This window comes from Deltaproteobacteria bacterium (genome assembly GCA_016180855.1).
In the GTDB taxonomy this organism is placed as follows: Bacteria; UBA10199; UBA10199; order JACPAL01; family JACPAL01; genus JACPAL01.
In genome coordinates, this window is sequence record JACPAL010000002.1 from 166,261 (window position 1) to 186,871 (window position 20,611).

18 protein-coding genes and 1 tRNA gene are annotated in these 20,611 nt (G+C 49.7%); 18 read left to right on the forward strand and 1 reads right to left on the reverse strand.

Translation table 11 applies throughout. The annotated features are described in order from the left end of the window. Positions 1–199: 199 nt before the first annotated feature. From HYT77_00880 to HYT77_00965, 18 genes are all read left to right on the forward strand, one after another. Complete coding sequence (locus HYT77_00880; GenBank protein MBI2066553.1) at positions 200–2,449, forward strand: CDC48 family AAA ATPase; 2,250 nt, start codon at positions 200–202, stop codon at positions 2,447–2,449. A 3-nt stretch (positions 2,450–2,452) separates the two neighbouring features. Further along, positions 2,453–2,526, forward strand: a tRNA-Pro gene (locus HYT77_00885). Positions 2,527–2,530: 4 nt separating this feature from the next. Then, positions 2,531–2,902, forward strand: coding sequence for a response regulator (locus tag HYT77_00890; protein ID MBI2066554.1), 372 nt, complete (start codon positions 2,531–2,533; stop codon positions 2,900–2,902). Then, positions 2,890–3,750 carry an endo alpha-1,4 polygalactosaminidase gene (locus HYT77_00895; GenBank protein ID MBI2066555.1) on the forward strand — a complete coding sequence of 287 codons (861 nt, stop codon included), beginning with the start codon at positions 2,890–2,892 and terminating at the stop codon, positions 3,748–3,750. Before HYT77_00890 ends, HYT77_00895 begins: the two co-directional genes overlap by 13 nt. Beyond that, entirely contained in the window at positions 3,702–5,792 is a 2,091-nt protein-coding gene (locus tag HYT77_00900; GenBank protein ID MBI2066556.1) for a hypothetical protein, read from the forward strand. Before HYT77_00895 ends, HYT77_00900 begins: the two co-directional genes overlap by 49 nt. After that, positions 5,779–8,670: a tetratricopeptide repeat protein gene (locus tag HYT77_00905; GenBank protein ID MBI2066557.1), complete on the forward strand. Its 2,892-nt coding sequence runs from the start codon at positions 5,779–5,781 to the stop codon at positions 8,668–8,670. The genes HYT77_00900 and HYT77_00905 overlap by 14 nt, the downstream gene beginning before the upstream one ends. Before the next feature lie 15 nt (positions 8,671–8,685). Next, entirely contained in the window at positions 8,686–9,054 is a 369-nt protein-coding gene (locus HYT77_00910) for a response regulator (GenBank protein MBI2066558.1), read from the forward strand. Then, complete coding sequence (locus tag HYT77_00915) at positions 9,051–10,409, forward strand: hypothetical protein (protein MBI2066559.1); 1,359 nt, start codon at positions 9,051–9,053, stop codon at positions 10,407–10,409. The genes HYT77_00910 and HYT77_00915 overlap by 4 nt, the downstream gene beginning before the upstream one ends. Beyond that, positions 10,409–11,404: a HEAT repeat domain-containing protein gene (locus HYT77_00920; protein MBI2066560.1), complete on the forward strand. Its 996-nt coding sequence runs from the start codon at positions 10,409–10,411 to the stop codon at positions 11,402–11,404. The genes HYT77_00915 and HYT77_00920 overlap by 1 nt, the downstream gene beginning before the upstream one ends. A 4-nt stretch (positions 11,405–11,408) precedes the next feature. Further along, on the forward strand, positions 11,409–13,385 hold the full coding sequence (locus HYT77_00925) for a HEAT repeat domain-containing protein (GenBank protein ID MBI2066561.1): 1,977 nt from the start codon (positions 11,409–11,411) through the stop codon (positions 13,383–13,385). Then, a complete protein-coding gene (gene pelF / locus HYT77_00930) occupies positions 13,378–14,838 on the forward strand; it encodes a GT4 family glycosyltransferase PelF (GenBank protein ID MBI2066562.1) in 1,461 nt (486 codons plus the stop codon). Before HYT77_00925 ends, pelF begins: the two co-directional genes overlap by 8 nt. Before the next feature lie 14 nt (positions 14,839–14,852). Beyond that, on the forward strand, positions 14,853–16,259 hold the full coding sequence (gene pelG, locus HYT77_00935) for an exopolysaccharide Pel transporter PelG (GenBank protein MBI2066563.1): 1,407 nt from the start codon (positions 14,853–14,855) through the stop codon (positions 16,257–16,259). A gap of 16 nt (positions 16,260–16,275) precedes the next feature. After that, positions 16,276–17,628 (forward strand): phosphoglucosamine mutase, encoded by a 1,353-nt coding sequence (gene glmM, locus HYT77_00940; GenBank protein ID MBI2066564.1) that lies wholly within the window; start codon positions 16,276–16,278, stop codon positions 17,626–17,628. 135 nt (positions 17,629–17,763) lie between these two features. After that, positions 17,764–18,072, forward strand: coding sequence for a Rieske 2Fe-2S domain-containing protein (locus HYT77_00945; protein ID MBI2066565.1), 309 nt, complete (start codon positions 17,764–17,766; stop codon positions 18,070–18,072). A 7-nt stretch (positions 18,073–18,079) separates the two neighbouring features. After that, positions 18,080–18,493 (forward strand): divalent-cation tolerance protein CutA, encoded by a 414-nt coding sequence (locus HYT77_00950; protein ID MBI2066566.1) that lies wholly within the window; start codon positions 18,080–18,082, stop codon positions 18,491–18,493. A 36-nt stretch (positions 18,494–18,529) separates the two neighbouring features. Beyond that, the gene (locus HYT77_00955; GenBank protein MBI2066567.1) at positions 18,530–18,766 is read left to right on the forward strand and encodes a hypothetical protein; all 237 of its coding nucleotides are present in this window, start codon (positions 18,530–18,532) and stop codon (positions 18,764–18,766) included. Next, entirely contained in the window at positions 18,763–19,248 is a 486-nt protein-coding gene (locus HYT77_00960) for a hypothetical protein (protein ID MBI2066568.1), read from the forward strand. Before HYT77_00955 ends, HYT77_00960 begins: the two co-directional genes overlap by 4 nt. Further along, complete coding sequence (locus tag HYT77_00965; GenBank protein MBI2066569.1) at positions 19,241–19,882, forward strand: MBL fold metallo-hydrolase; 642 nt, start codon at positions 19,241–19,243, stop codon at positions 19,880–19,882. The genes HYT77_00960 and HYT77_00965 overlap by 8 nt, the downstream gene beginning before the upstream one ends. A 114-nt stretch (positions 19,883–19,996) precedes the next feature. Here HYT77_00965 and HYT77_00970 read toward each other — a convergent pair whose 3' ends face one another. Further along, positions 19,997–20,581: a peroxiredoxin gene (locus HYT77_00970; protein MBI2066570.1), complete on the reverse strand. Its 585-nt coding sequence runs from the start codon at positions 20,579–20,581 to the stop codon at positions 19,997–19,999. Between the last annotated feature and the right edge of the window lie 30 nt (positions 20,582–20,611).

Below are 20,611 nucleotides of genomic sequence, written 5' to 3' on the forward strand. Positions count from 1 at the left end.
TAAGCCCCCTTTGTTTGGTAAAGGTTTCAAAATTGACCATATGGTAGAACAGATTGACGCATAGCGCAATCAAAAAATGAATCATCATTCATTTTTAAAAATGCCAGTAGATGTAATAATTATACCTTTGTTTTTATTTGTTATTTTTGTTGGCTTGATTTTTATGAAATGATTATTAAATCAGATCTTGGGAGGGGGTATGGGAAATGGTTTAAAACTCAAGGTCGCTGAGTCAATTCAGAGAGATGTTGGAAAGGGGATAGTCCGCCTTTCTGAGGAGAGTGTGAAGAGGCTCGGTCTTCAGAAGGGGGATATTGTTTCTGTTAAAGGCAAGAGAGTTACAGCAGCAATACCGGTTCCTTCCTATCCCCAAGATGAGGGGCTTGATATTGTTCGAATGGACGGCTTGGTAAGGGCCAATGCCAAGGTTGGAATTGGCGAATTCGTCGAGGTTTCCAAGGAAAACTGGAAAGAGGCAAGGAAGGTTACTCTGGCTCCTGCGAGAAAAGATCTTCGATTGGCTGGTTCAGGAGAGGGGTTAAAACCGAATCTTTTGTACCACCCCGTTGTCGAAGGGGATTTAATTTCCACAACGATCTTTCAAAAGGGGAGACAATCTTTTCCTCAGGACCTTTTTTCAGACGATCTCTTTCGAGGCTTTTTCGAGTCACCGGCCTTTGGATTGATGGAGATCCGTCTCATTGTTACTGAAACAGTTCCCAAAGGGATTGTCAGGATCACCGAGTCGACCGAAATTGAATTAGTTTCCGAATTCACTGAGTCGAGGGGGGGAAGAGCTTCAGAAGTGACCTATGAAGATTTAGGTGGAATGAAGCCGATTCTTCAAAGGGTTCGTGAGATGATCGAGCTCCCTCTGAAACATCCTGAGATATTTGATCGGCTTGGAATTGATCCACCGAAAGGGGTCCTTCTTCATGGACCGCCTGGAACCGGAAAAACCCTCTTGGCAAAGGCCGTTGCCAATGAGTCGGATGCCCATTTCAACGTCATCAATGGTCCAGAGATTATGGGGAAGTTTTATGGGGAATCCGAGGAGAGGCTCCGTCAGGTCTTTGAGCAGGCGGAGGCAAAGGCGCCTGCTATTATTTTCATTGACGAACTGGATTCCATCGCTCCCAAGCGTGCTGAAGTGACAGGAGAAACGGAGCGACGGATTGTGGCCCAGCTTTTGACACTCATGGATGGGCTCAAGGCGCGGCGGAATGTCATTGTGATTGGAGCGACCAATCGTGTGGATGCGATTGATGAGGCGCTTCGCAGACCCGGGAGATTTGATCGTGAAATCATGATTCCAATTCCTGATGGCACTGGGCGTCTTGAAATCCTCCAGATCCACACGCGTGGAATGCCGCTCGACAAAAAAATTTCAATCGAAGATCTTGCGAGTAAAACATATGGATTCACCGGTTCCGATATCGCTGCGCTTTGCCGCGAAGCGGCCTTGGCAACGCTCCGCCGTTTTTTGCCGACTGTTAATTTAGAAGAGAAGACGATCCCGATCGAGATTCTTGAGAAGCTGACCGTAACACCCAACGACTTTTTTCAGGCCCTTAATGAGGTTAAACCATCAGCTCTTCGTGAGGTGATGGTTGAAATCCCGCAGGTTCGCTGGGAAGACATCGGGGGGCTTGAAGAGGTGAAGCGCGCCCTCACAGAAATGGTGGAATTGCCACTGAAGGAGGAGGAGTCTTTTACCCGCCTGGGTATTCGTCCTCCCAAGGGGATCTTGTTGTACGGACCTCCTGGAACCGGAAAGACGATGATTGCCAAGGCGGTTGCCCACGAGTCGAAGGCGAACTTCTTGACCGCTAAGGGGAGCGACCTGTTATCGAAGTGGTATGGGGAATCGGAGAAGAAAATCAGTGAATTTTTTCAGAGAGCCAGAACGGTTGCCCCGGCGATCCTTTTCTTTGATGAGCTCGATTCATTGGCACCAGCTCGCGGTGGCAATTTTGGTGATCCTCAGGTGACGGAGAGGGTAGTCAACCAGATTCTAGCTGAGATGGACGGTCTTGAGGAATTACGGGGAGTTGCGGTCATTGGGGCCTCCAACCGGCCTGATAGGATCGACCCAGCTCTTCTTCGACCAGGACGTTTTGACGAGATTGTTTATGTGGCGATCCCAGATGTAAAGGCTCGAGAACAGATCTTTCAGAGTCACACTAAAAAGATGCAACTGGATAAGGATGTTGACTTAAAAAAACTGGCGGAGATTACTGACAAATATACGGGGGCCGATATTGCAGCGGTCTGTATGAAGGCGGGGCTTTATGCCCTGAGGGAAAGCTTGAAGACAAAACAGATAGCGATGGAGCACTTTTACCGCGCTGTAAAAGACACGATTCCCTCCGTGACGGAGTCGATGCTAAGAGAGTACGAAAAAATAGCCAAGAAAGTGAAACAGGAATCTGTTAGAATCGGATTTTAGTAACGGGGCGTAGCTCAGCCTGGTAGAGCACCTGCTTTGGGAGCAGGGGGTCGTAGGTTCGAATCCTATCGCCCCGACAAAATGGTGTCGCAAAAAAGAATTCTTGTAGTTGATGACGAGTTTTTTCTGGTGGAGATGCTCAAGGATCGGCTTGAGTTCACCGGGTATGTTGTGGACTCAGCCGAAAATGGAGCGGATGCCCTGAAGCTCCTCCAGGAGAAGCCGTTTGATCTTGTTATCATGGATGTGATGATGCCGGTGATGGATGGGATTCAGGCGACCAGAATCATCAAGGGACACGAGAAACTTAAAAAAATACCCGTTCTCTTCCTCACGGCTCGCGCGAGGCCAGAAGACGAAATAGAAGGGCGCAAGGCGGGTGCGGATGATTATCTTGCGAAACCATTTGACATGGACGACCTGATCAGCCTGGTGAAGAAGTGGGTCAAGTAAAAGGGCTCTTCTTTTCACCGACTTCCATTTTTCTTCTAGGGCTGCTTCTCTGTTTTTCTTATCTTGTTTACTGGCAGATCACTCCCCGTCTTTTACGCTGGATTGTATTCTATGGTGATGATTTTTCAGGGGTCAACTGGCGGACAATCGACCTGGCGATCGTTGACCCATCCCATTTTACTCCCAGTGAAATTTCGTCCTCGCGGACGAAATTTTTTGCCTATCTTAGTATTGGTGAGGCGGAAGAGTATCGGGATTACTGGCCGCTTGTTCGTGACCAACCTTTTTTAATTGAAAAAAACCCTGAATGGCCTGGTTCCCACCGAGTCGACATTCGTTCAGCTGATTGGCAAAATCTCCTATTGACCCAGTTAATTCCTTCTTTTGTTCGACAGGGGTATCATGGGCTTTTTCTGGATACCGTTGACACCGCTTCTTATCTGGAATCGTTGAATCCAGAAAAATTTTCCGGTTCTCGGGAAGCGCTTGTCCAATGGATTCGAACGGTTCATCGGCAGTTTCCGGACCTCCTCCTGATTCCTAACAATGGCCTTGAGTTTCTGGAGCAATATGGCGATGTTATTTATGGTGTGGGGGTCGAGGATCTTTATACACGGCATGATTTTCACGAAAACAAGAATTATCCGACGCCCCCCGAGATAAGGGATGGTAAGGAAAGATTGCTTGATCAGTTTAGGGGGCGATATCACAAAGCGATATTCAATATTTTGTATGAGGATTCCAGGGATAGCCCTCTGGCTCGAGAGGCGATCCGTCGATCTCGGAAGAAAGGGTATCTGTGGTATCTTACAACGGTCGATCTGAACAAAATAGGTGTTCTCAACTGACCCGTTGTCTGGTTCTCCTGTTCTTTCTCTTTTGCTTTTCGGCCCTGGCTGAAGAGATTCCCCGAAAAGTGCTCGCCCTTTACGATCCTGTTTCGGAAGGAGACGAGGCAAAAACAATCATTCATCTTCGCGCAGAGGTTTGGCTCAACCACCTGGGCCTAGAGGTTATTTATCGTCCTATCGACAAGCCACTGCCCCCCTCCGGAGAATTGGCGGAATATCGTGGCATTCTGACCTGGTTTCGTCGGAGGGATGCTGTTCCGGAACCTTCCTCTTACTGCCAATGGCTCATACAGCAGATGGAAGAGGGGAGAAAGGTGGTTGTTTTGGAGGAACCGGGGGTCTTTCGTGATGCCAGGAGGGTGATGGAGCGGTCCTGCCTCCGGGCGTTTCGTCAGCTTGGAATAGAATATGAAGGACAGTTCTCCGACAACCCGTTCTTTTTCGAGCTCTTTGACAAGGTTCCCGAGGTGGTTGAGTTTGAAAGAAAGCTCGAACTTTCGGAAGGGCTTCTTTATAGCCTGTTTCGCCCCATTGAAAAATCAGCCCCTGTTTTTTTGAAGGCTCGTCGACGGGATCTGGAGGAAAGTGATTCGGTTCTGGTTCTGGCAACCTCCCGCGGCGGATTTGTTCATCCCTCCTATGCCATTTACGAAGTGAAAGATTTGAAGAAGGTCCAGTGGCGCATCAATCCACTTTCTTTTTTTGAAGAGGCCTTCCAGACCAGAGGGCTTCCGAGGCCTGATACAACTACCTTAAATGGCCGGCGGATTTTCTTTACCCACATCGATGGGGATGGATTCTTTAACGTCTCTCACCTGGATAACAAATCCTATTCGGGGGAGATTATTTACGAAAAAATTCTGCATCCCTATGAGAATCTTCCAATGACTGCCTCCTTCATCGTCGGCTATTTTGACCAAAAGGAATATCAGACAGAAAAGGTGAAGGCCCTTTACCGCAAGATCCTTTCTCTCCCCCATTTGGAGGTCTCTTCACATGCCTATGCCCATCCGCTGGTTTGGAAAACGGGGAAACTGGCCCTGAAGATACGTGGTTATCATTACGATCCCTATCAGGAGATTACGGGATCGATAGGGCGGTTGACCGATTTTCTTGGAGATCTCCAGATCAGGAAAACCGTCAATCTTTTTCAGTGGACGGGCGATTGCGAGCCGTCATCGGAGGTTCTCAAAATTCCCGAGGATCAGGGCTACCTCCATCTCAACGGTGGTGACCCGCGTTTTGACAAGCAATTTGATAGTTATGCTTTTGTTTCGCCACTCGGCATTCTTAAAAGTACCTCCCGCCAGATTTACACGGCGGCCCCCAATGAAAATGTCTATACCAATCTTTGGTCAGGACCTTACTACGGCTATGAAGATGTGATTTGGACCTACCAGAACACCGAGGTGCCGATCCGGATAAAACCGGTCAATGTTTACTATCACTTTTATAGCGGCGAACGTGTCGCCTCACTCAACGCACTTCAAAAGGTTTATGAATATGCCTTGGCTCAAAAGATATTTCCTCTCTTTGCCTCCGACTATGTTCGGATCGCCCGAGACTTTTTCCGGGTGAGGATCGAGCGAGTGGCTGATCGGTTTCGGATCAAAGGGAATGGTGCTTTGCGAACGATCCGCTTCGACCGGGAACATCGAAATCTGGATCTCGAACGCTCCCGCGGTGTTTTAGGTTTTCAACATTATCAGGGGAGTTTGTATGTCTTTCTTGATGAGTCGGTCGATCACGAGATTTACCTGACCCACAAGGTTCCTTCACGTCCCTACCTCCAGGAGGCGAGTTTTCATCTTAAAAATTGGAGAGGGACCGGCGCAAGAATTGAGTTTGAAAAGAAGGGATGGTGGCGAAGTGCTTTGGTGGTGGGAGGGTTATTGCCTCATCGTACCTATCAGATCACCTCAGGTCTGGAAAGACAAAGACAAAGAACCGATTCTCAGGGCTCCCTTTCCGTGCTATTCAAGGAGGCAGAGAATGAGGGGGACTTTAAAAAAGTGTTGATTGATCTTGTATCTCTCTAAGACAAAAATTGGGGTTTTCTTTCTGGCGGTTCTTGTTCTGGGATGGCTGCTCTACCCACGGGAGCTTTTCTTAGGCTTTATCTACGAAGGGTTTACCGAATTCCACCGTTCGGAGCAGTTTTATCAGAAATATTTACAGGATCACCCGAAGAACAAGTTTGCGACGCTCCGGCTTGCCTCACTCTATGAAAGAATGGGGGAGGCTGACAAGGCCGCTCTCCTTCTGAAAGGGTTGCGTGATCATCGGCGAAAAGACTGGGAGGTGACAGAACGGTATCTGGATCATCTCGAGAACAGCCATGAGGAGGAAGAGCTCTATCATGCGCGGTTGGAGGCGGTGCGCGATTTTGAGATGGTCCCCGGTTTCCCTTCAGGAAAAGTGGAGGATCTTCTCTATGGGGCGTATCAGTACGCCTCCTGGAAACAACGGGATGACGAGAGCTACTCCTTACTTCAACAATTGGTTCGTCTCTCCAGAAAGCCGGAATTTTATTTGTGGAACATTCAAGACTTGGATCGCGCTTTTCATCAGACGGACCGGGTTGTCCAGACGTTGGAGGACAAATTAAAACGGAATCCTCGTGATCTTCCCTCTCGCCTCGAACTGATCTCGGTCTATCAGGTTGTGGGTGAGTCTAAGAAGGCGACGGAACTCATTTCAGAAGGTCTTCAGCATTTTCCGCAGAACCTCTCTCTGCTCAAGGTTCGCGAAGAACTGTATCGGAGGGGGGGGGAGATCCAGGAACGGATAGAGAATCTGGAGGTGATTCTTGGATCACAAGAAATGACTCGGGAGGAGAAGATTGATTACCGGATCATTCTCGGAGAGCTTCAGGAAAAGAGAGGGGAGTTTCGGGTTGCCGATAAGATTTATGATGAGACGATCCTCCTCCTCCGCCAATACCTGAAAGAGTTTCCTGAGGTGATCGAACGTCAAAGGCAGCTTGTCGAACTGCTCCTCTACCATAAGAAGGATACAACCGCCCTTGATCTCTACAGTGACTTTATCAGGATGGATCGGCAGGCCTCTTATCTGGTCGATGTTGCAAACCTCCTCGAGCAGAGTGGGCAGAAGAGGGAGTCCGTTGTCTGGTTAAAGAGGCATCTTCCGCTTTTTTCCGGTGATTTTAAAATTGTACGGCTCCTTCTTGATGGTTACTCGGATCAAAAGGATTACGAGGAGGCGCTAGAGATAGGCCTTAGCTTTGTTGACGATCATCCTGACGATGCGGAGGCCCACCTGGAGGTGGCGCTCCTTTACTCCCGCCTGGGTGACGGGCGCTCTGCCTCCCATTTTTTTACACGTGTCGAAAATCTGGGGAAGGGGAACGCCCGTTTGTTGTTGAAAGCTGGTAGAGAACTCTATTTTTTTGGAGAATATGATCGGGCAGAAGATTTTTTAAAAAAGGTGGTGACGCTTTTGGAAAATAGCCCTGAACCCTGGTTCTGGTTGTTCGAAATCTCTTATGTGAAGGGGGAGGACCGAAAGGCGCGGCAGAGGGCGCGGCTTGTTTTACAACGGGTATCGTCTGGCAACCCCGATTCACGGTTGATTCGAATGGGTCTCAAGGTGCAGGCGTTCCTTGGATTCGACGAAAAGGTTTCACGTGCCTATCAAATGGCTATTAAAAAGTACCCTCGGGATGAGGATCTTCATTCCGACTACCTGGGTCTGCTGATCGAGGATCGGCGTTACGAGGAGGCTCGCGTTGAGATCACCGAGATTCGATTGGCCTCAAAAAAGCCTCCCGAGTGGATCAAGCCACATGAGATCCAGCTTGCCTATGCGGTGGAGGATTGGGGCATGGTGATTCCTCTATTGGAAAAGGTGCGCTATGAGAAACCGGGTGAGATGTTCTACCGGAGGGATCTTGCTGAGGCCTATGTTCGTTCCGGTTCCTGGGAGAAGGGGATCAGGGAGTATGAACAGGTACGGGAGGAGACAGGGAATCGTTTGGGGGCTGTTGATGCGTTGAGGGAACTGCACAAAGAATATGACATCCATGCCGGCGCCGCTTTTCAGCTTGTCGACTACGGAGCGGATGAATCACTCAAATGGGGAGTGAGTTCCCGTTTTTTTCTGTCACGCGACTGGCAATTGGAAGGGGAGGGGTTCGCCGGTCGGTATCGCTCTCCTGGACTCGGCTTTTCCAGCATTGTGGAGGAAGGGCGCCTCTCACTCTCAAAATATTTTCGTCCCGACTGGAAGCTGACTGGCGGGGTTGGCTTTGGAACAAGCGACCTCCGGACCGTGGTGATGCCCCTCGCCCATCTTACTTATCATCCATCCCATCGTTTCAAGACCTCAATCGGTTATGAGTTAAGACAACTGAGGACGGACGTCCCTCAGGCGGTCGCTGCTGGGGCCCTCAGGGATGTTGGGAGTTTTCAGTATGAAATCCGTCCGTGGGAGAGGGTCCTCTTGACAGGTGATTATCACTTTGGACGTAATGTCTTATCCGACGGGAGTCGTGCTGAGGAACAGCGTCTAGAGCCGGGCGTCTCCTTTATCCTCAGTCAACGTCCCTACCTGACAATCGGGTACCTTTTTCGGTTTCTTGATCTGACAGCGCACAATGATTTCGATACCCAGGTTCCGCTTATTCCCAGGATAGAGGCCCATTATCTGACTGGTTATTTAGAACATCGTATTCATCCCCAATTCTCTGTTGAAGGGGGATTCTTTGCCGGAGAGGACTTTGAACGTACATTGCATCTCTTCAAGGGTGATCTTTGGGGGGCTCAGGGGGGAATAGAATGGAATATACTTTCATGGATCGATTTGATAGCGAGTTATTCGTTTGGGCGTGAGACCCTGACAGGGTTACCCGGCAACAGCCATCAGGGGCGTTTTGTCCTGTCGGGGCACTGGTTTTAAGGGGAGTTGCAAGAGATGGGAAAAAGAATCCTCGTGATCGATGATGAAAGGGATTTAACCGAGCTCCTGGGGACCCTTCTCGATTTTCATGGTATTAAGGCCGATACGGTTAATGATCCACTCAAAGTTGAGACGATGTTGGAGCAGACGGCCTACGATCTTGTTGTGACGGACCTCATGATGCCTGGTCTTGACGGCTTTGAGCTGATTCAGAGAATTCATCACAAGGAACCCCGCCGGTCTCTGCCGATTATCGTTCTTTCGGCAAAATCGCTGACCCAGGCAGAGAGAAAGGTTTTGATACAGAACAAGGTCCATTTTTTCATGAAACCGTTTGAACCGCAGAATTTGGTCGATCAGATCTCTGGCCTTCTGAAGGAATGAGCAAGAAGAACTCTTATTTTTATGAAATCCCTCTTTTTTACCTTCTGCTTCTGGGGGTCAACTTTGTCTTTTTCCCGAGTCGCCCCGTCTTCTTGGGTGTTGATCCGCATCCCTACTGGATTGGTATCCTGATCTTCGGGCTTCGGTACGGGATTCTTTCAGGATTCTTCGTGGGAGTTTTGTCCGCTGCCCTCTATCTTGGAATCTCTTTTGTCTTTGTGGAAAACTATCTCCTGGAAGAGTTGTCATTCTACATCCTTCCGAGCTCTTTTATCCTTGTGGGCCTTCTGGTGGGGGGGCTGATTCATCGTTATCACAACTCCCTTTCCCGCTTGGGTCATGAGAAAGAGGAGGCTCTTAAAAATGTCGTGGCCCTCAAGGAAAAGTTGGTGACACTCGAGGCGGTCAATCAGGGGCTTGAGAAAAAGATTGTGTCGCGGATGTCAACCCTTGTGACCCTCTATGAGGGGGCCAGGCGTCTGGAGTCGCTCCGACTGGAAGAGCTTTATCATTCCATCTTGGATTTTATGGCCAAGACGCTGGGGGCTGAAGAGATGGCCCTCTATCTCAGGACCCCAGAAGGATGGCAGCTTAAGGAGAAGATTGGATGGAAAGAGTATTACCGCCGTCCTGCTTTTTATCAGATGAATGAAGGGATGACCGGCGCTGCAGGGAGTCGTGGCAAAATTTTGACAATCCGTGATTTTTTGGGAGAGGGAGAAGAATCATCGGACTCCCTTAAACAAGTGGGGGATGCGATTGCGGCTGGCCCCCTGAAGAAGGGAGAGCAGGGAGAGGTCGTCGGTGTCGTGGCGATCCAGAAAATACCGTTCGTGGAGTTTAATAGTGCGACCATCAATCTCTTCTCTTTTCTCTTACAGTGGGCCTCACGGGCGGTTGGCCGTGTCCATTTTATTGAGGAGCTCAAGTCGGCTGAAATTCTGGATCCTGGATACCAGGTTTATTCCAGGAAATATTTTTTCTCCAGACTGCACCAGGAATTTGTCCGTTCGAAATCTTATTCGCTCCCCTTAAGTGCAGGCCTTGTTCATGTTCAATGGAAGGGAGAGGTTTCCCGGAAGGAGAATAGGCTCGCGATTCTTGCCAATCTGCTTCGTGAAACGGTGAGGGAGATGGATGTGGTCTCTCTTTACGGTGAAGGGGATGTTCTGTTTGCCATTCTTCTGATGACGGCCAGCAAGAACCAGACAGAAGAGATCTGCGAAAAGATTTTAAGGAATGTTGAGATCCTCAAATTTCCGCTTTCCATGAAACTTGGCTTCTCAAGCTTTAGACCGGCGATGCAGGGAGAGGAGGAGATGATTCATGAGGCCAAAAAACAACTGACACAATAATGGCAAGAATTCTTCTTCTTTTTTTAGTCAGTGGTCTGTTGGAGATTCCCTTTTTTGCTGCTTTTTTTGGGGGGAAGAATTCTCTCCTGGAGGGTCAGCCTCTTTGGGTTTGGACGGGGCATTTTTTGGCCGCTCTCCTCCTCTTTGTTGTTGGATCTCCTCAGGGGAGAACCCTCTGCTTTTTCACTGCCCTTTTGCCTGGATGGGGTTGGCTCGGCTCCCTGCTGCTTTTTTCTCTTTCCTTCAAACGGGGATCGCCCGATTTTAAGAGGAGCGAAGAGGGACAGGAGGCTTTCTGGTGGGAGGTGCCTGAGACAAGTGTTCAACCGCGCTTTCGTGAAACCTCGCGGTCGGAACAGGTTCAGAAGGAGCTGGACCTCATGTCGCTCGCTGATATCCTGATCGGTGCCGACAATGATCTCAAGAGGGGCGCTGTTGAAAAGTTGGCACAAATCAGGACTCCGGAGGCAATCCAGACCCTGCTTCAGTATCGAAGCGATCCTTCGCTCGAGGTCCGGTTCTACGTCACCTCCGCTCTCACCCGTATCAAAAAAGATTTCGATGAAGAACTCGTCTCGGCCAAGAAAGGGATGAAACAGGACCTCCAGAAAGTTTCTGCCAGGGTTTTTTTGGCAAAAATCTATCTTCAGTATGTTCGTTCCGGCCTGCTGGATGAGGGTATGCGTTCTGCCTATGAGAGAGAGGCGCTCTATCACCTGCGTTTTGCCATTGAAACCCCTTGGGCCGACCGGGAGGCTTACTGGATGCTGACTCACCTTCACCAGGAGCGTGGTGAAGGTGAAGAGGCGCTTGCCGTTTTGAAAAAATTGGAAGAGGTGAAGAAGGTTCCCCAATTTGATCTTGTCAGGAAGAGTGCTGAGATTCATTACGAGCAGGGGAACTATCATGGTCTGTTGGCCGATCTTCGCTGGATTCGTGAGAAGGGGATTAATGATAAGCAATGGGTTGCCTTAAGTCAGTGGTGGGGAGTCTAGAGAGATGTCTTCTATCCATCAATTGCGTCAAGATTTAGGGGGTGAAAGTGAGGATGCCCGTTTTGCGGCTTGGATGGAGATCTATCAGTCGGGTGATGACGAGATCCAGATCGAGAGAGAGCGGATTCTCTCCGGCTCTGACTCGATCCTGAAGGTTTTTTTTGCCCGTTTTTTAGCCAAGGTTCCGGAGGAGCGCAGCGTCGATTATCTCTGCCGCCTCCTTTCGGATGAAAATAGTGTTGTTCGAGAAACCGCCAAGAGGAGTTTTGAGAGGAACTCTTGTGAATCGAAACTCAAGAAACTTCTTCCTCTTCTTCTATCACCCTCGATTCCGGTACGGTCGATTGCCATTGAAAAGCTCAGTCGTGGAGGGGTGATGGAGGCGGTTCAGCCGCTTCTCATGCTCTTTCACAAGGCGTTTGAGCTCCATGATAACCTGCTCTTAAACGAGCTTCTAACCGCCTTCCGTCATCTTCCGGATCGGATAGCGTTCCGTTCTGTTCTTCGCTGCCTTCATCATGAAGAGGAGGAGATTCGTGTCAAGGTTGTGTTGGTTCTTGGGGCCCTTTATGAATTGGGGATGGAACCATCAAGAAAATATCTTACCCAATCATTGACGGATCCTTCTCCAAGGGTACGGCGTGTCATTCTGTGGTGCCTGAAAAAGGACTTCTCAAGGAAAAATCTTCGAAGCTTTCTTCATTTTTCGGCTGAAGATCCTGACCCGCTTGTTCGCCAGGAGGCGTTATTGGGCCTTCGCCATTTTAACTCCCGCAATGTGGTTGGACACCTCCTTGCCGTTTTGGTCCGTGAGAAGGAGAGGTTGGTGAAACTGCAGTGTGAGGGGGTTCTTTTGGGGATGCCTGAGAAGGAGCTGGTTCGAAGCCTCAGGCGACTTCTTGGAAAACAGGATGAAAAACTTCGGGCAAAGGCGCTGCTGCTACTTGCCGAGTTTCAACCGGACTCGGAAGAACTTTACCGGCTTGTAACTGAGCGCTTACAGCGGTCTCCGCACGACAGGGGAAAATTGCCCTTTATAGAGGCCTTGGGCCTTTTCAATTTAGCGAAGGTTATTCCGCACCTGGAGAAGGAGCTCAAGGGATCCGGACCGCTTGCCTATGCGGCGATGACATCTCTCGTCCGTCTCTGGGACAAGGGGATCAAGGTCGATCTGCTCCGGTATCTCTCCGATTTGCAGATTTCTCCTCTTTTGAAGCAGATCATCTTGAGGTCTTTTGTTCGAAAGGGGGCTTCTTTTTTGGCCTCTCAGGATCTGTTAAAAATCCTGACTCAGTTTCTCAAGGATGAAAATATTAACATCCGTTATTTAGCGGCCCAAGGTTTGATGACCCTTGATCCTGCAAAGGCTTTTGATCCTGTCCTGGAGGCTTTTCTGAAGGAAACGGATCAGACATCGCTGAAATTCATGAAAGAGGGTATTTTTCAAACTCTCTGGAGGGATCCGCGGCAACTGGTTGACGCGATCGCCCGCTACCGGACTCATCCGGAGGTTATCGCCCTTTTTTTCTCTGCATTGAAGGAGCGACCGGTCTCCGGAGATCAGTTTTTAAGCCTCCTGAAAAGTTTGGCTCTTCCTCCCGTGGGACTTTTTAGTTCGGAGTATCGTCATTTGGGAAATGACCTGATCCGGTTTTATTTAAGCCATAAGAAGATAACACTGACCTCTCTATTGGAGTGTTTGTCTGATCTCTCCGAAAGGTGGGAGATTTTATCTTCACTGACCGCCTTTTTGGAAAAGGAGCCCGATCTTCGAGTCGCCCTCTCAGCCGATCTTGTCCGGCAGTGGCTTTCTGACCCAGAAGAGGATCACCAGCGGACGATCGTTTCGCTTCTTGGATTCAGTGAGGGTTATGAGGCGACTCAGCCCCTCGTAGAGATTGTCTGTGATGACCAACGGTCATTTCTTCATGAAGAGGCGGTTCGGTCACTTCATCGACTCATTGGAGAAAACTATGCTTGATGTCTGCCTGCTTCTGGAGGGGACCTACCCTTATGTGACCGGAGGAGTTTCGACCTGGGTACACCAGCTCATCACGTCGATGAAGAACCTCCGTTTTGGTATTCTCTTCATTGCCTCTCATTCGGATCCGACCCGCGAGCTTCGTTATGAGATTCCGCAGAACGTTCTTTATCTCAAGGAGGTCCCCCTTCACGATTATTATTTGGAGAGAAGGCATCAACGCAGACCGCGTAAAAAAGATTTTGAAAACATACGCCTGTTTTATGAGGGTTTAGAACAGCACCAGCACCGCCTCTTTCCGGAAATTTTGGATCTTTTTCATGGGGAGCGCTCCTGTTTTGACACCCAGAATTTTTTCTCATCCATGAAGATCTGGGATCTGTTGACCTACTTTTATAAACGCTATGTCGATGACATCTCCTTTCTTGATTTTTTCTGGACCTGGCGGGGGACGCACCTGCCTCTTTTACAGATCCTGCAGACCGAATTACCACGGGCCAAGATCTATCATTCCATTTCTACGGGTTATGCGGGTCTTCTAGCCGCGATCGGTAAGGCCCGGCATGGAGGCAGGCTTTTTTTGACGGAACATGGGATCTACACGCACGAGCGCTTTCTTGAGATCTCCCAGGCCCAGTGGCTTTACGAGAAGGAGAGGCGGCAGTTTCGCCCGGAGAGGGAACTCTCTTTTTTTAAGAGATGGTGGGTCCGGATGTTTCAGGTCATGAGCCAGATCACCTACCATGAGGCGGATCGTATCTTCACCCTTTACGAGGGGAACAAGGTCAACCAGGTGCTGGAAGGGGCCTCTGCGGATAAGATATCGATTATCCCCAACGGGATCGATCTGAAGTCTTACGACGGCATTGATCGATTTCAGAAGGAGGAACCCCAGATCGGCTTTGTGGGGCGCGTTGTGGCGATCAAGGATGTCAAAACTTTTATTCAGGCGGCCCGACAGATTGCGAGTGTCAGACCGAAGGCCCATTTTTACATTATCGGTCCCAAGGATGAGGAGGAGGAGTATTATGAGGAATGTCAGGTGATGGTGGAGTCTTTTCATCTGGAAGAGAAGGTGACTTTTACCGGGCAGGTCAACGTCAAGGATTACTACCGGTTTATCGATCTGGTCGTTCTCACGAGTCTTTCGGAGGCTCAGCCATACGTCATTATGGAGGCGAACCTTGCAGGGATTCCTGTTGTTGCCTCGGATGTAGGGGCCTGCCGGGAAATGTTGGAGGGTCGCGACGCGTCGGATCGGGCCATCGGGCCGAGTGGATTGGTGACAGAAGTTTCAAATCCTGGTGCCACGGCAAAGGCAGTTCTGAGTCTCCTGGAGGATCGAGGACTTTATCAGCGGATGGGTCGGTCCGGACAGGAACGGGTACGGCGGTTTTACGACCAGGATGATTTGTTGAGTCGTTATTTGAATCTGTACGAACAGAATCTTTAGGAGATTTAAGAAAAATGGCAGGAATCGGGTTCCGACTTCAGCGGCTTCTTAAGGAGGAATCGTACAGCAGCCTCGTCAAGGCGTATCTTTATTCGGCCATTATCTCGACCGGGCCGATGCTTCTTGCCATCATTGTTATGGCGGCCGTCGGCTATTTTCTGAAATTTCAATTGGGCCGGGAGGAGGGAGAATATTTTTTAGGGTTTGTTCTTTACGTCTACGCCTTTTCCATGATCAGTATTGGAATCTTTCTCTACGTGGTGACACGCTACCTGGCGGATCTCCTGTACTGGAACCGGATGGATGCCGTTACCCCAACCTACCTTTCCGTTTTGGAGGTGACCTTTAGTCTTCAAGCACTGACGGCTCTTTTGTATCTTTTTCCCCTCTCTCTTGATCCGTCCGTAAAACTTTGTCTCTTCTCTCTTTATCTTTTTGTGAGTGGCATCTGGATCGCGATGAGTTTTCTCTCTGCCGCAAAAAGCTATCTCTGGATTGTTCTTGCCTTCCTCTTGGGAGGGCTCGCGGCGGTTCTCAGCATCTATTTTTTAGGGAACGCTCTTGGTTTTCACGGATATCTTGTCGGCTTCACATTGGGGCAGGGGATTATCTTCTTCATTTTGAGCGCACGGATCTTCCGGGAGTTTGGTTATCAACGGTCCCATGACTTTGGTTTTCTGCTCTATTTCAAAAGGCACCCCGCCCTCGCCCTGACAGGCCTGTTTTATTACCTGGGGATCTGGATCGACAAAATGATCTTCTGGTTTTCTTCTTCAGGAAGCCGTATTGCGGAAAGGCTCTCTGTCAATTTTGACTACGATCTTCCGATGTTTCTCTCGTTTATGACGATTGTTCCGTCGATGGCCTTTTTTTTAATAGAAATGGAGACCTCGTTTTATCGCCACTATCGTGCTTATTATGATGATGTTCGGGATCGGGCCGATCTGGCGACGCTTCAAGAGAGGCAAGAGGGGATTCGCCGGAACCTGACGGAGCATTTTCAGAAATTCGTCCTTTTTCAGGGAATTCTGAGCGGATTTGTGATCCTTTTTGTTTTTCAGATTGCCGATCTCTTCCATCTGAATCCTGCCCAAATGGGAATTTTTCGCATCGGAGTGCTTGGGGCGTTCCTGCTCATGGGATTTTTGATGGTTGTGACAATCCTTTTTTACTTTGATGCCCAGAGGGAAGTTTTGGGGCTCACGATCCTTTATTGCTTATCGAACGGATTATTGACGTTTTTGACGTTAACAATCGGTCTTCCAGCCTACGGCTTTGGCAACGCAGCTGCCTCTTTCCTCTCGCTCATGATCGGCTTCTTTCTGCTCGACTACCGTGTCAAGACTCTGCCGTTCTGGACCTTCATGCGTCAACCGATTCTGTTGCCGAAATATCAGTTTGAATCCGAGAGTCGTTCGTGAGAGTATGAGTCACTTTATGAGTTTATTTGGTACCGATGGAATCCGGGGGGTTGCCAATCGCGAGCCGATGACATCGGAGACGATTACCCGCCTTGGTCGGGCACTTGCCTTTGTGGCCAGAAAATCTTCCACCCATCCAACAATCCTGATTGGCAAGGATACCCGCCTCTCCGGCTACATGATTGAAACGGCGCTGGCGAGTGGTATCTGCTCCATGGGCGTTGATGTTTTTCTCGTCGGTCCCCTCCCCACCTCCGGGATTTCCTGGCTTACGCAGAAGAAGAGGGTGACGCGTGGTGTGGCGATCACCGCCTCGCATAATTCCTACCGCGACAACGGAATCAAGATCTTTAATGAGAAAGGTCAAAAGATCTCCAAGGAAGAGGAGGAACTTTTATCCCGGCTCGTTTTAGAGCGTCATCTCGATTCACTCCGGCCGATTGAAGACAATGTCGGAAAGGCGACGAGGGTCGATGCGGCGGTCGATCGTTACATCGATTACTTGGCGGAGGCATTCCCCTCAATCCTCGATCTCAAGGGAATGACGATTGTGGTTGATTGCGCCCACGGCGCCTCTTATCAGGTTGCTCCACGTGTCTTCGACCGATTAGGTGCGCGTGTTATTCCATTGGGCATATTCCCGAGTGGCACCAACATTAACGAGGGGTGTGGCTCGGAACACCCGGAGCTTTTGCGTGAAACGGTTCTTGGCGTAAAGGCTGACTTGGGGGTGGCCTTTGACGGCGATGCGGATCGCTGTGTTGTTGTGGATGATGAGGGGTGTCTCCTGGATGGGGATCACCTGATGGCCCTTCTTGCGAGTGCCTTTCTCAAGAAAGATCAGCTCAAGAAAAAGACCGTTGTCCTGACGGAAATGAGCAATTCGGCCCTCATTCATTTTTTGAAGGCCGAGGGGATTCAAACCAAAAAGGTTTCCATTGGGGATCAAAATGTTTCCGCGGCCCTTTATGAGGAGGGATTATCGATGGGGGGAGAGCAGAGCGGACACATCCTTTTTTCTGATTGCAGTGCCACGGTTGATGGCGTTCTGACGGCCCTCCAGGTTATTGCCGTTGTTCGAGAGACGGGGATACGGCTCCATCAGCTGGCTCATCTTTTCAAGCCGTGGCCTCAGTTGCTTAAAAATATCCCGGTTCGTGAAAAAGTTCCCCTGGAAAACTTTCCGTCTCTTTTGGCAACGGTTGAACGTCTTCAGAATGATTTTCAGGGAACGGGACGAATTCTTCTTCGATACTCCGGGACGGAGCCAAAACTGCGTATCATGATCGAATCGAAAAATCCGGAGAAGATGGAGGGGGCGTTGCAGGTTTTGGAGAAAGAGATCCAGAAGACCATTTTTCAGGCCTGACACACCTTGTGATCTCTCTAGCTTCCTTGAAAGTACCATTCATTGTCTACCTAGGTCCTTCGAGTAATTTTGTTGATTTTTTTGGTTTTGTATATACGTCATAGTCATTATGAGTCAAAGTACTAAGGAGGTTTTATGAGTTCATTTGTCAAAGTGACTGCCAAAAGTGAAGTGCCTGTGAACGAAGGGCGGGTTTTCGATGTCAAAGGGCAACAGATCGCTGTTTTTAATGTCAACGGCCAGTTTTGTGCCGTTGATAATATATGCCCTCATCGCGGAGGGCCATTGGGAGAAGGGGCGGTTCAGGGGAGTGTCGTTACCTGTCCCTGGCACGGCTGGCAGTTCGATGTGACGACGGGAGTGTCACCGGTCAATCCGGCGGCTAAGGTACGAAAATTCAATTGCAAGGTAGAAGGAGAAGCCATTCAAGTCGAGGTCGACTAGTTTTTTTATGATCTCTTCTGTTGTTTGTCTCACAACGGTTGGGAGTCGTTCTGTGGCCGAGAAGATAGGACGGCGACTCGTGGCGGAGAGAACAGCCGCCTGCGTGAATGTCGTGCCGAGACTCGTTTCCTTCTATCACTGGAAAGGGAAGCTCTGTCGGGATCGTGAGTCGCTTCTGGTGATCAAGACGACCTCTGCAAAGGTGAAGAAATTGGAGAGACTCCTGCATCAGATCCACCCCTATGACCTCCCGGAATTTGTCGTGCTTTCGATGAGGGGGGGATCACAGCGCTATCTCGACTGGATCAGGAAGAGCGTAAAGAGTACCTCTAAAAACTGCCCATCTGCGTTGTTGCCCTCTCGCCAAAGATCCTCACGTACCAGCCAAGTACGCTCCGGTCTTTGGCTTGCGGGCGCCTAGCATCTGGACAGTTTTTAGAGGTACTCTAAAGAAAACATGAGATTCATTGCCCTCTTTTTTTCGTTTCTTTCTGTCTTCCTGTTGTGCCTCACGATGGCGGCCGGGCTCAAGGCGGGACATGGGCAGGAGTATTTTATCCCCCATCTTTACTGGGGGTTTGCGACACTCTCCGTTGTTTTAATCACATTGACCCTTTGCCTCCTTTTTATTTTCAAGATGCATGGGATCATCCATGAGCTGGCGGATCAATTAGAATCAAAGGAGAAGGAGTGATCCTCACCTACCTCCATCTGGCAGGTCTTGTTATCAGTCTGGGCGGCGGACTCTTTTTTGTTATCGGTCTTTACCCCTCCCTCAGGACTTTTGACGATCCCTCAATCCGGATGAGGCTTTTGGCCTCGTCCCTTCGCATCTTTCATCCCCTTTTTCTCTTTGGCCTTTGCTTAACCTTCATGACGGGCGCACTCCACCTCACTGATTTCAAAATTGCGTTGGGCAGTGACTATCTCCCAAAAATCGGCTCGATCCTGCTCTGGAAATTCGGAATGACGCTTTTGATTTTTCTCATCGCCGGCATGCAATGTTTTGGAATGGGGCTCAAGTTTCAGCGCATGGTGAATGGGGTGGTTCCTGGCGATTTGGCAACACAGGAGAGATATGCAAAAAAGATCTGGAGGGCGCAGTTTGCCAATCTGATTTTTCTCGCAATAACCTTGTGGTTAGGTTTAATGATGTCGGCCATTATCCATGACTAGCCCCTCTCCCTTTTATCTCAAGCAACTCGAAGTCGGCATGATGCAGAACTTCAACTACCTCATTGGCGACCCGGAAACGAAGGAGTGCGCCTGGGTTGATCCGGCCTGGGAGGTGGACCGTCTCCTCAAAATGGCAAAGGCCGATGGCTATCAGATCAAAAAAATTCTCTTAACCCACAATCATTTTGACCATATTGATGGGGTTGAGGCGGTTGTGAAGGCGACCGGTGCTGAGGTTTATATCCATCCGGAGGATGAGGCGCCGGTTCGAAAAAAGGCGGCTCACATTATTCCTGCTACTGCTGGCATGGAGTTCAAAATTGGCCATCTCAAGGTGGCGGCGATCCACACCCCCGGCCATACCCCGGGTTCAACCTGCTATCTTGTGGAGGATCTTCACCTCGTTACGGGGGATACCCTTTTTCAGGGAAATTGTGGTCGCTGTGACCTTCCGGGAAGCAGTCCCCAGAGACTTTTTGAAAGCCTGCAACATCTAAAGAGCTTGGACCCTTCGACCAAGGTTTACCCGGGGCACGATTATGGAACCCGGACGGTTACGACAATCGGTTATGAGAAGGAACATAATCCGACGATGCAGGTTGGGTTTTTCCGGCAGTTTCAGGAGATCCCTTGAAGGCACCTCAAAAAACTAGGCCCTCTCCCCTTGGCCTGCCCTGAGCCATGCCGAAGGGAGGGAGAGGGCCATTATAGACGCGGGTGATCTTTGGAGGTGAGGGATGAAGACTTTTTATCTCCCCACCGAACCAAAATATTCCTTCGACTTCGTCGGATCCGGTTTGATCTTTTTTCCACCCGGTTTCCAGTTGGCAGGGCAGACCTCGCCGGTCTTATCGACCTCTTGAATCGCGGCGAGTACACGGGCGATCTCCTCGGTATTACGACCGATCCCTAGGTCATGTACGGCCTTGTAGCGGAGCTTGCCGGTTGGATCGATGATAAAGACACCGCGAAGCGCAATGCCGGCATCGAGCAACACCTCGTAGTCGCGGCTGATCTGCTTGCTTAAGTCTGCCACGAGCGGGAAGTTGAGTCTCTCGAGTCCACCCTCTTTTCGGGATGTCTTGATCCAGGCGAGGTGAGAGAACTTGCTGTCAACAGAAACACCAAGGATCTCGGCGCCCAGCTCACGAAACTGGCCGTAATTGTCCGAGAAGGCGGTGATTTCGGTTGGGCAAACGAACGTAAAGTCGAGGGGATAGAAGAAGAGAACGACCCATTTCCCCTTATAGTCAGCGAGGCTGACCTTCTTGAACTCCTCTCCCACAACGGCATCGGCCGTAAAATTGGGAGCAAGCTGTCCGATCTGAAGCATAAAAACCTCCTTTAGGTTATTAATGAGGTG

What these genes read in the sequence shown, in the direction of transcription:
- HYT77_00950 (MBI2066566.1), top strand. Translation starts at nt 18,080, where the DNA reads ATGATCTCTTCTGTTGTTTGTCTCACAACGGTTGGGAGTCGTTCTGTG.
- HYT77_00910 (MBI2066558.1), top strand. Translation starts at nt 8,686, where the DNA reads ATGGGAAAAAGAATCCTCGTGATCGATGATGAAAGGGATTTAACCGAG.
- glmM (MBI2066564.1), top strand. Translation starts at nt 16,276, where the DNA reads ATGAGTTTATTTGGTACCGATGGAATCCGGGGGGTTGCCAATCGCGAG.
- HYT77_00920 (MBI2066560.1), top strand. Translation starts at nt 10,409, where the DNA reads ATGGCAAGAATTCTTCTTCTTTTTTTAGTCAGTGGTCTGTTGGAGATT.
- pelF (MBI2066562.1), top strand. Translation starts at nt 13,378, where the DNA reads ATGCTTGATGTCTGCCTGCTTCTGGAGGGGACCTACCCTTATGTGACC.
- HYT77_00880 (MBI2066553.1), top strand. Translation starts at nt 200, where the DNA reads ATGGGAAATGGTTTAAAACTCAAGGTCGCTGAGTCAATTCAGAGAGAT.
- HYT77_00925 (MBI2066561.1), top strand. Translation starts at nt 11,409, where the DNA reads ATGTCTTCTATCCATCAATTGCGTCAAGATTTAGGGGGTGAAAGTGAG.
- HYT77_00955 (MBI2066567.1), top strand. Translation starts at nt 18,530, where the DNA reads ATGAGATTCATTGCCCTCTTTTTTTCGTTTCTTTCTGTCTTCCTGTTG.
- HYT77_00890 (MBI2066554.1), top strand. Translation starts at nt 2,531, where the DNA reads ATGGTGTCGCAAAAAAGAATTCTTGTAGTTGATGACGAGTTTTTTCTG.
- pelG (MBI2066563.1), top strand. Translation starts at nt 14,853, where the DNA reads ATGGCAGGAATCGGGTTCCGACTTCAGCGGCTTCTTAAGGAGGAATCG.
- HYT77_00965 (MBI2066569.1), top strand. Translation starts at nt 19,241, where the DNA reads ATGACTAGCCCCTCTCCCTTTTATCTCAAGCAACTCGAAGTCGGCATG.
- HYT77_00915 (MBI2066559.1), top strand. Translation starts at nt 9,051, where the DNA reads ATGAGCAAGAAGAACTCTTATTTTTATGAAATCCCTCTTTTTTACCTT.
- HYT77_00970 (MBI2066570.1), bottom strand. Translation starts at nt 20,581, where the DNA reads ATGCTTCAGATCGGACAGCTTGCTCCCAATTTTACGGCCGATGCCGTT.
- HYT77_00945 (MBI2066565.1), top strand. Translation starts at nt 17,764, where the DNA reads ATGAGTTCATTTGTCAAAGTGACTGCCAAAAGTGAAGTGCCTGTGAAC.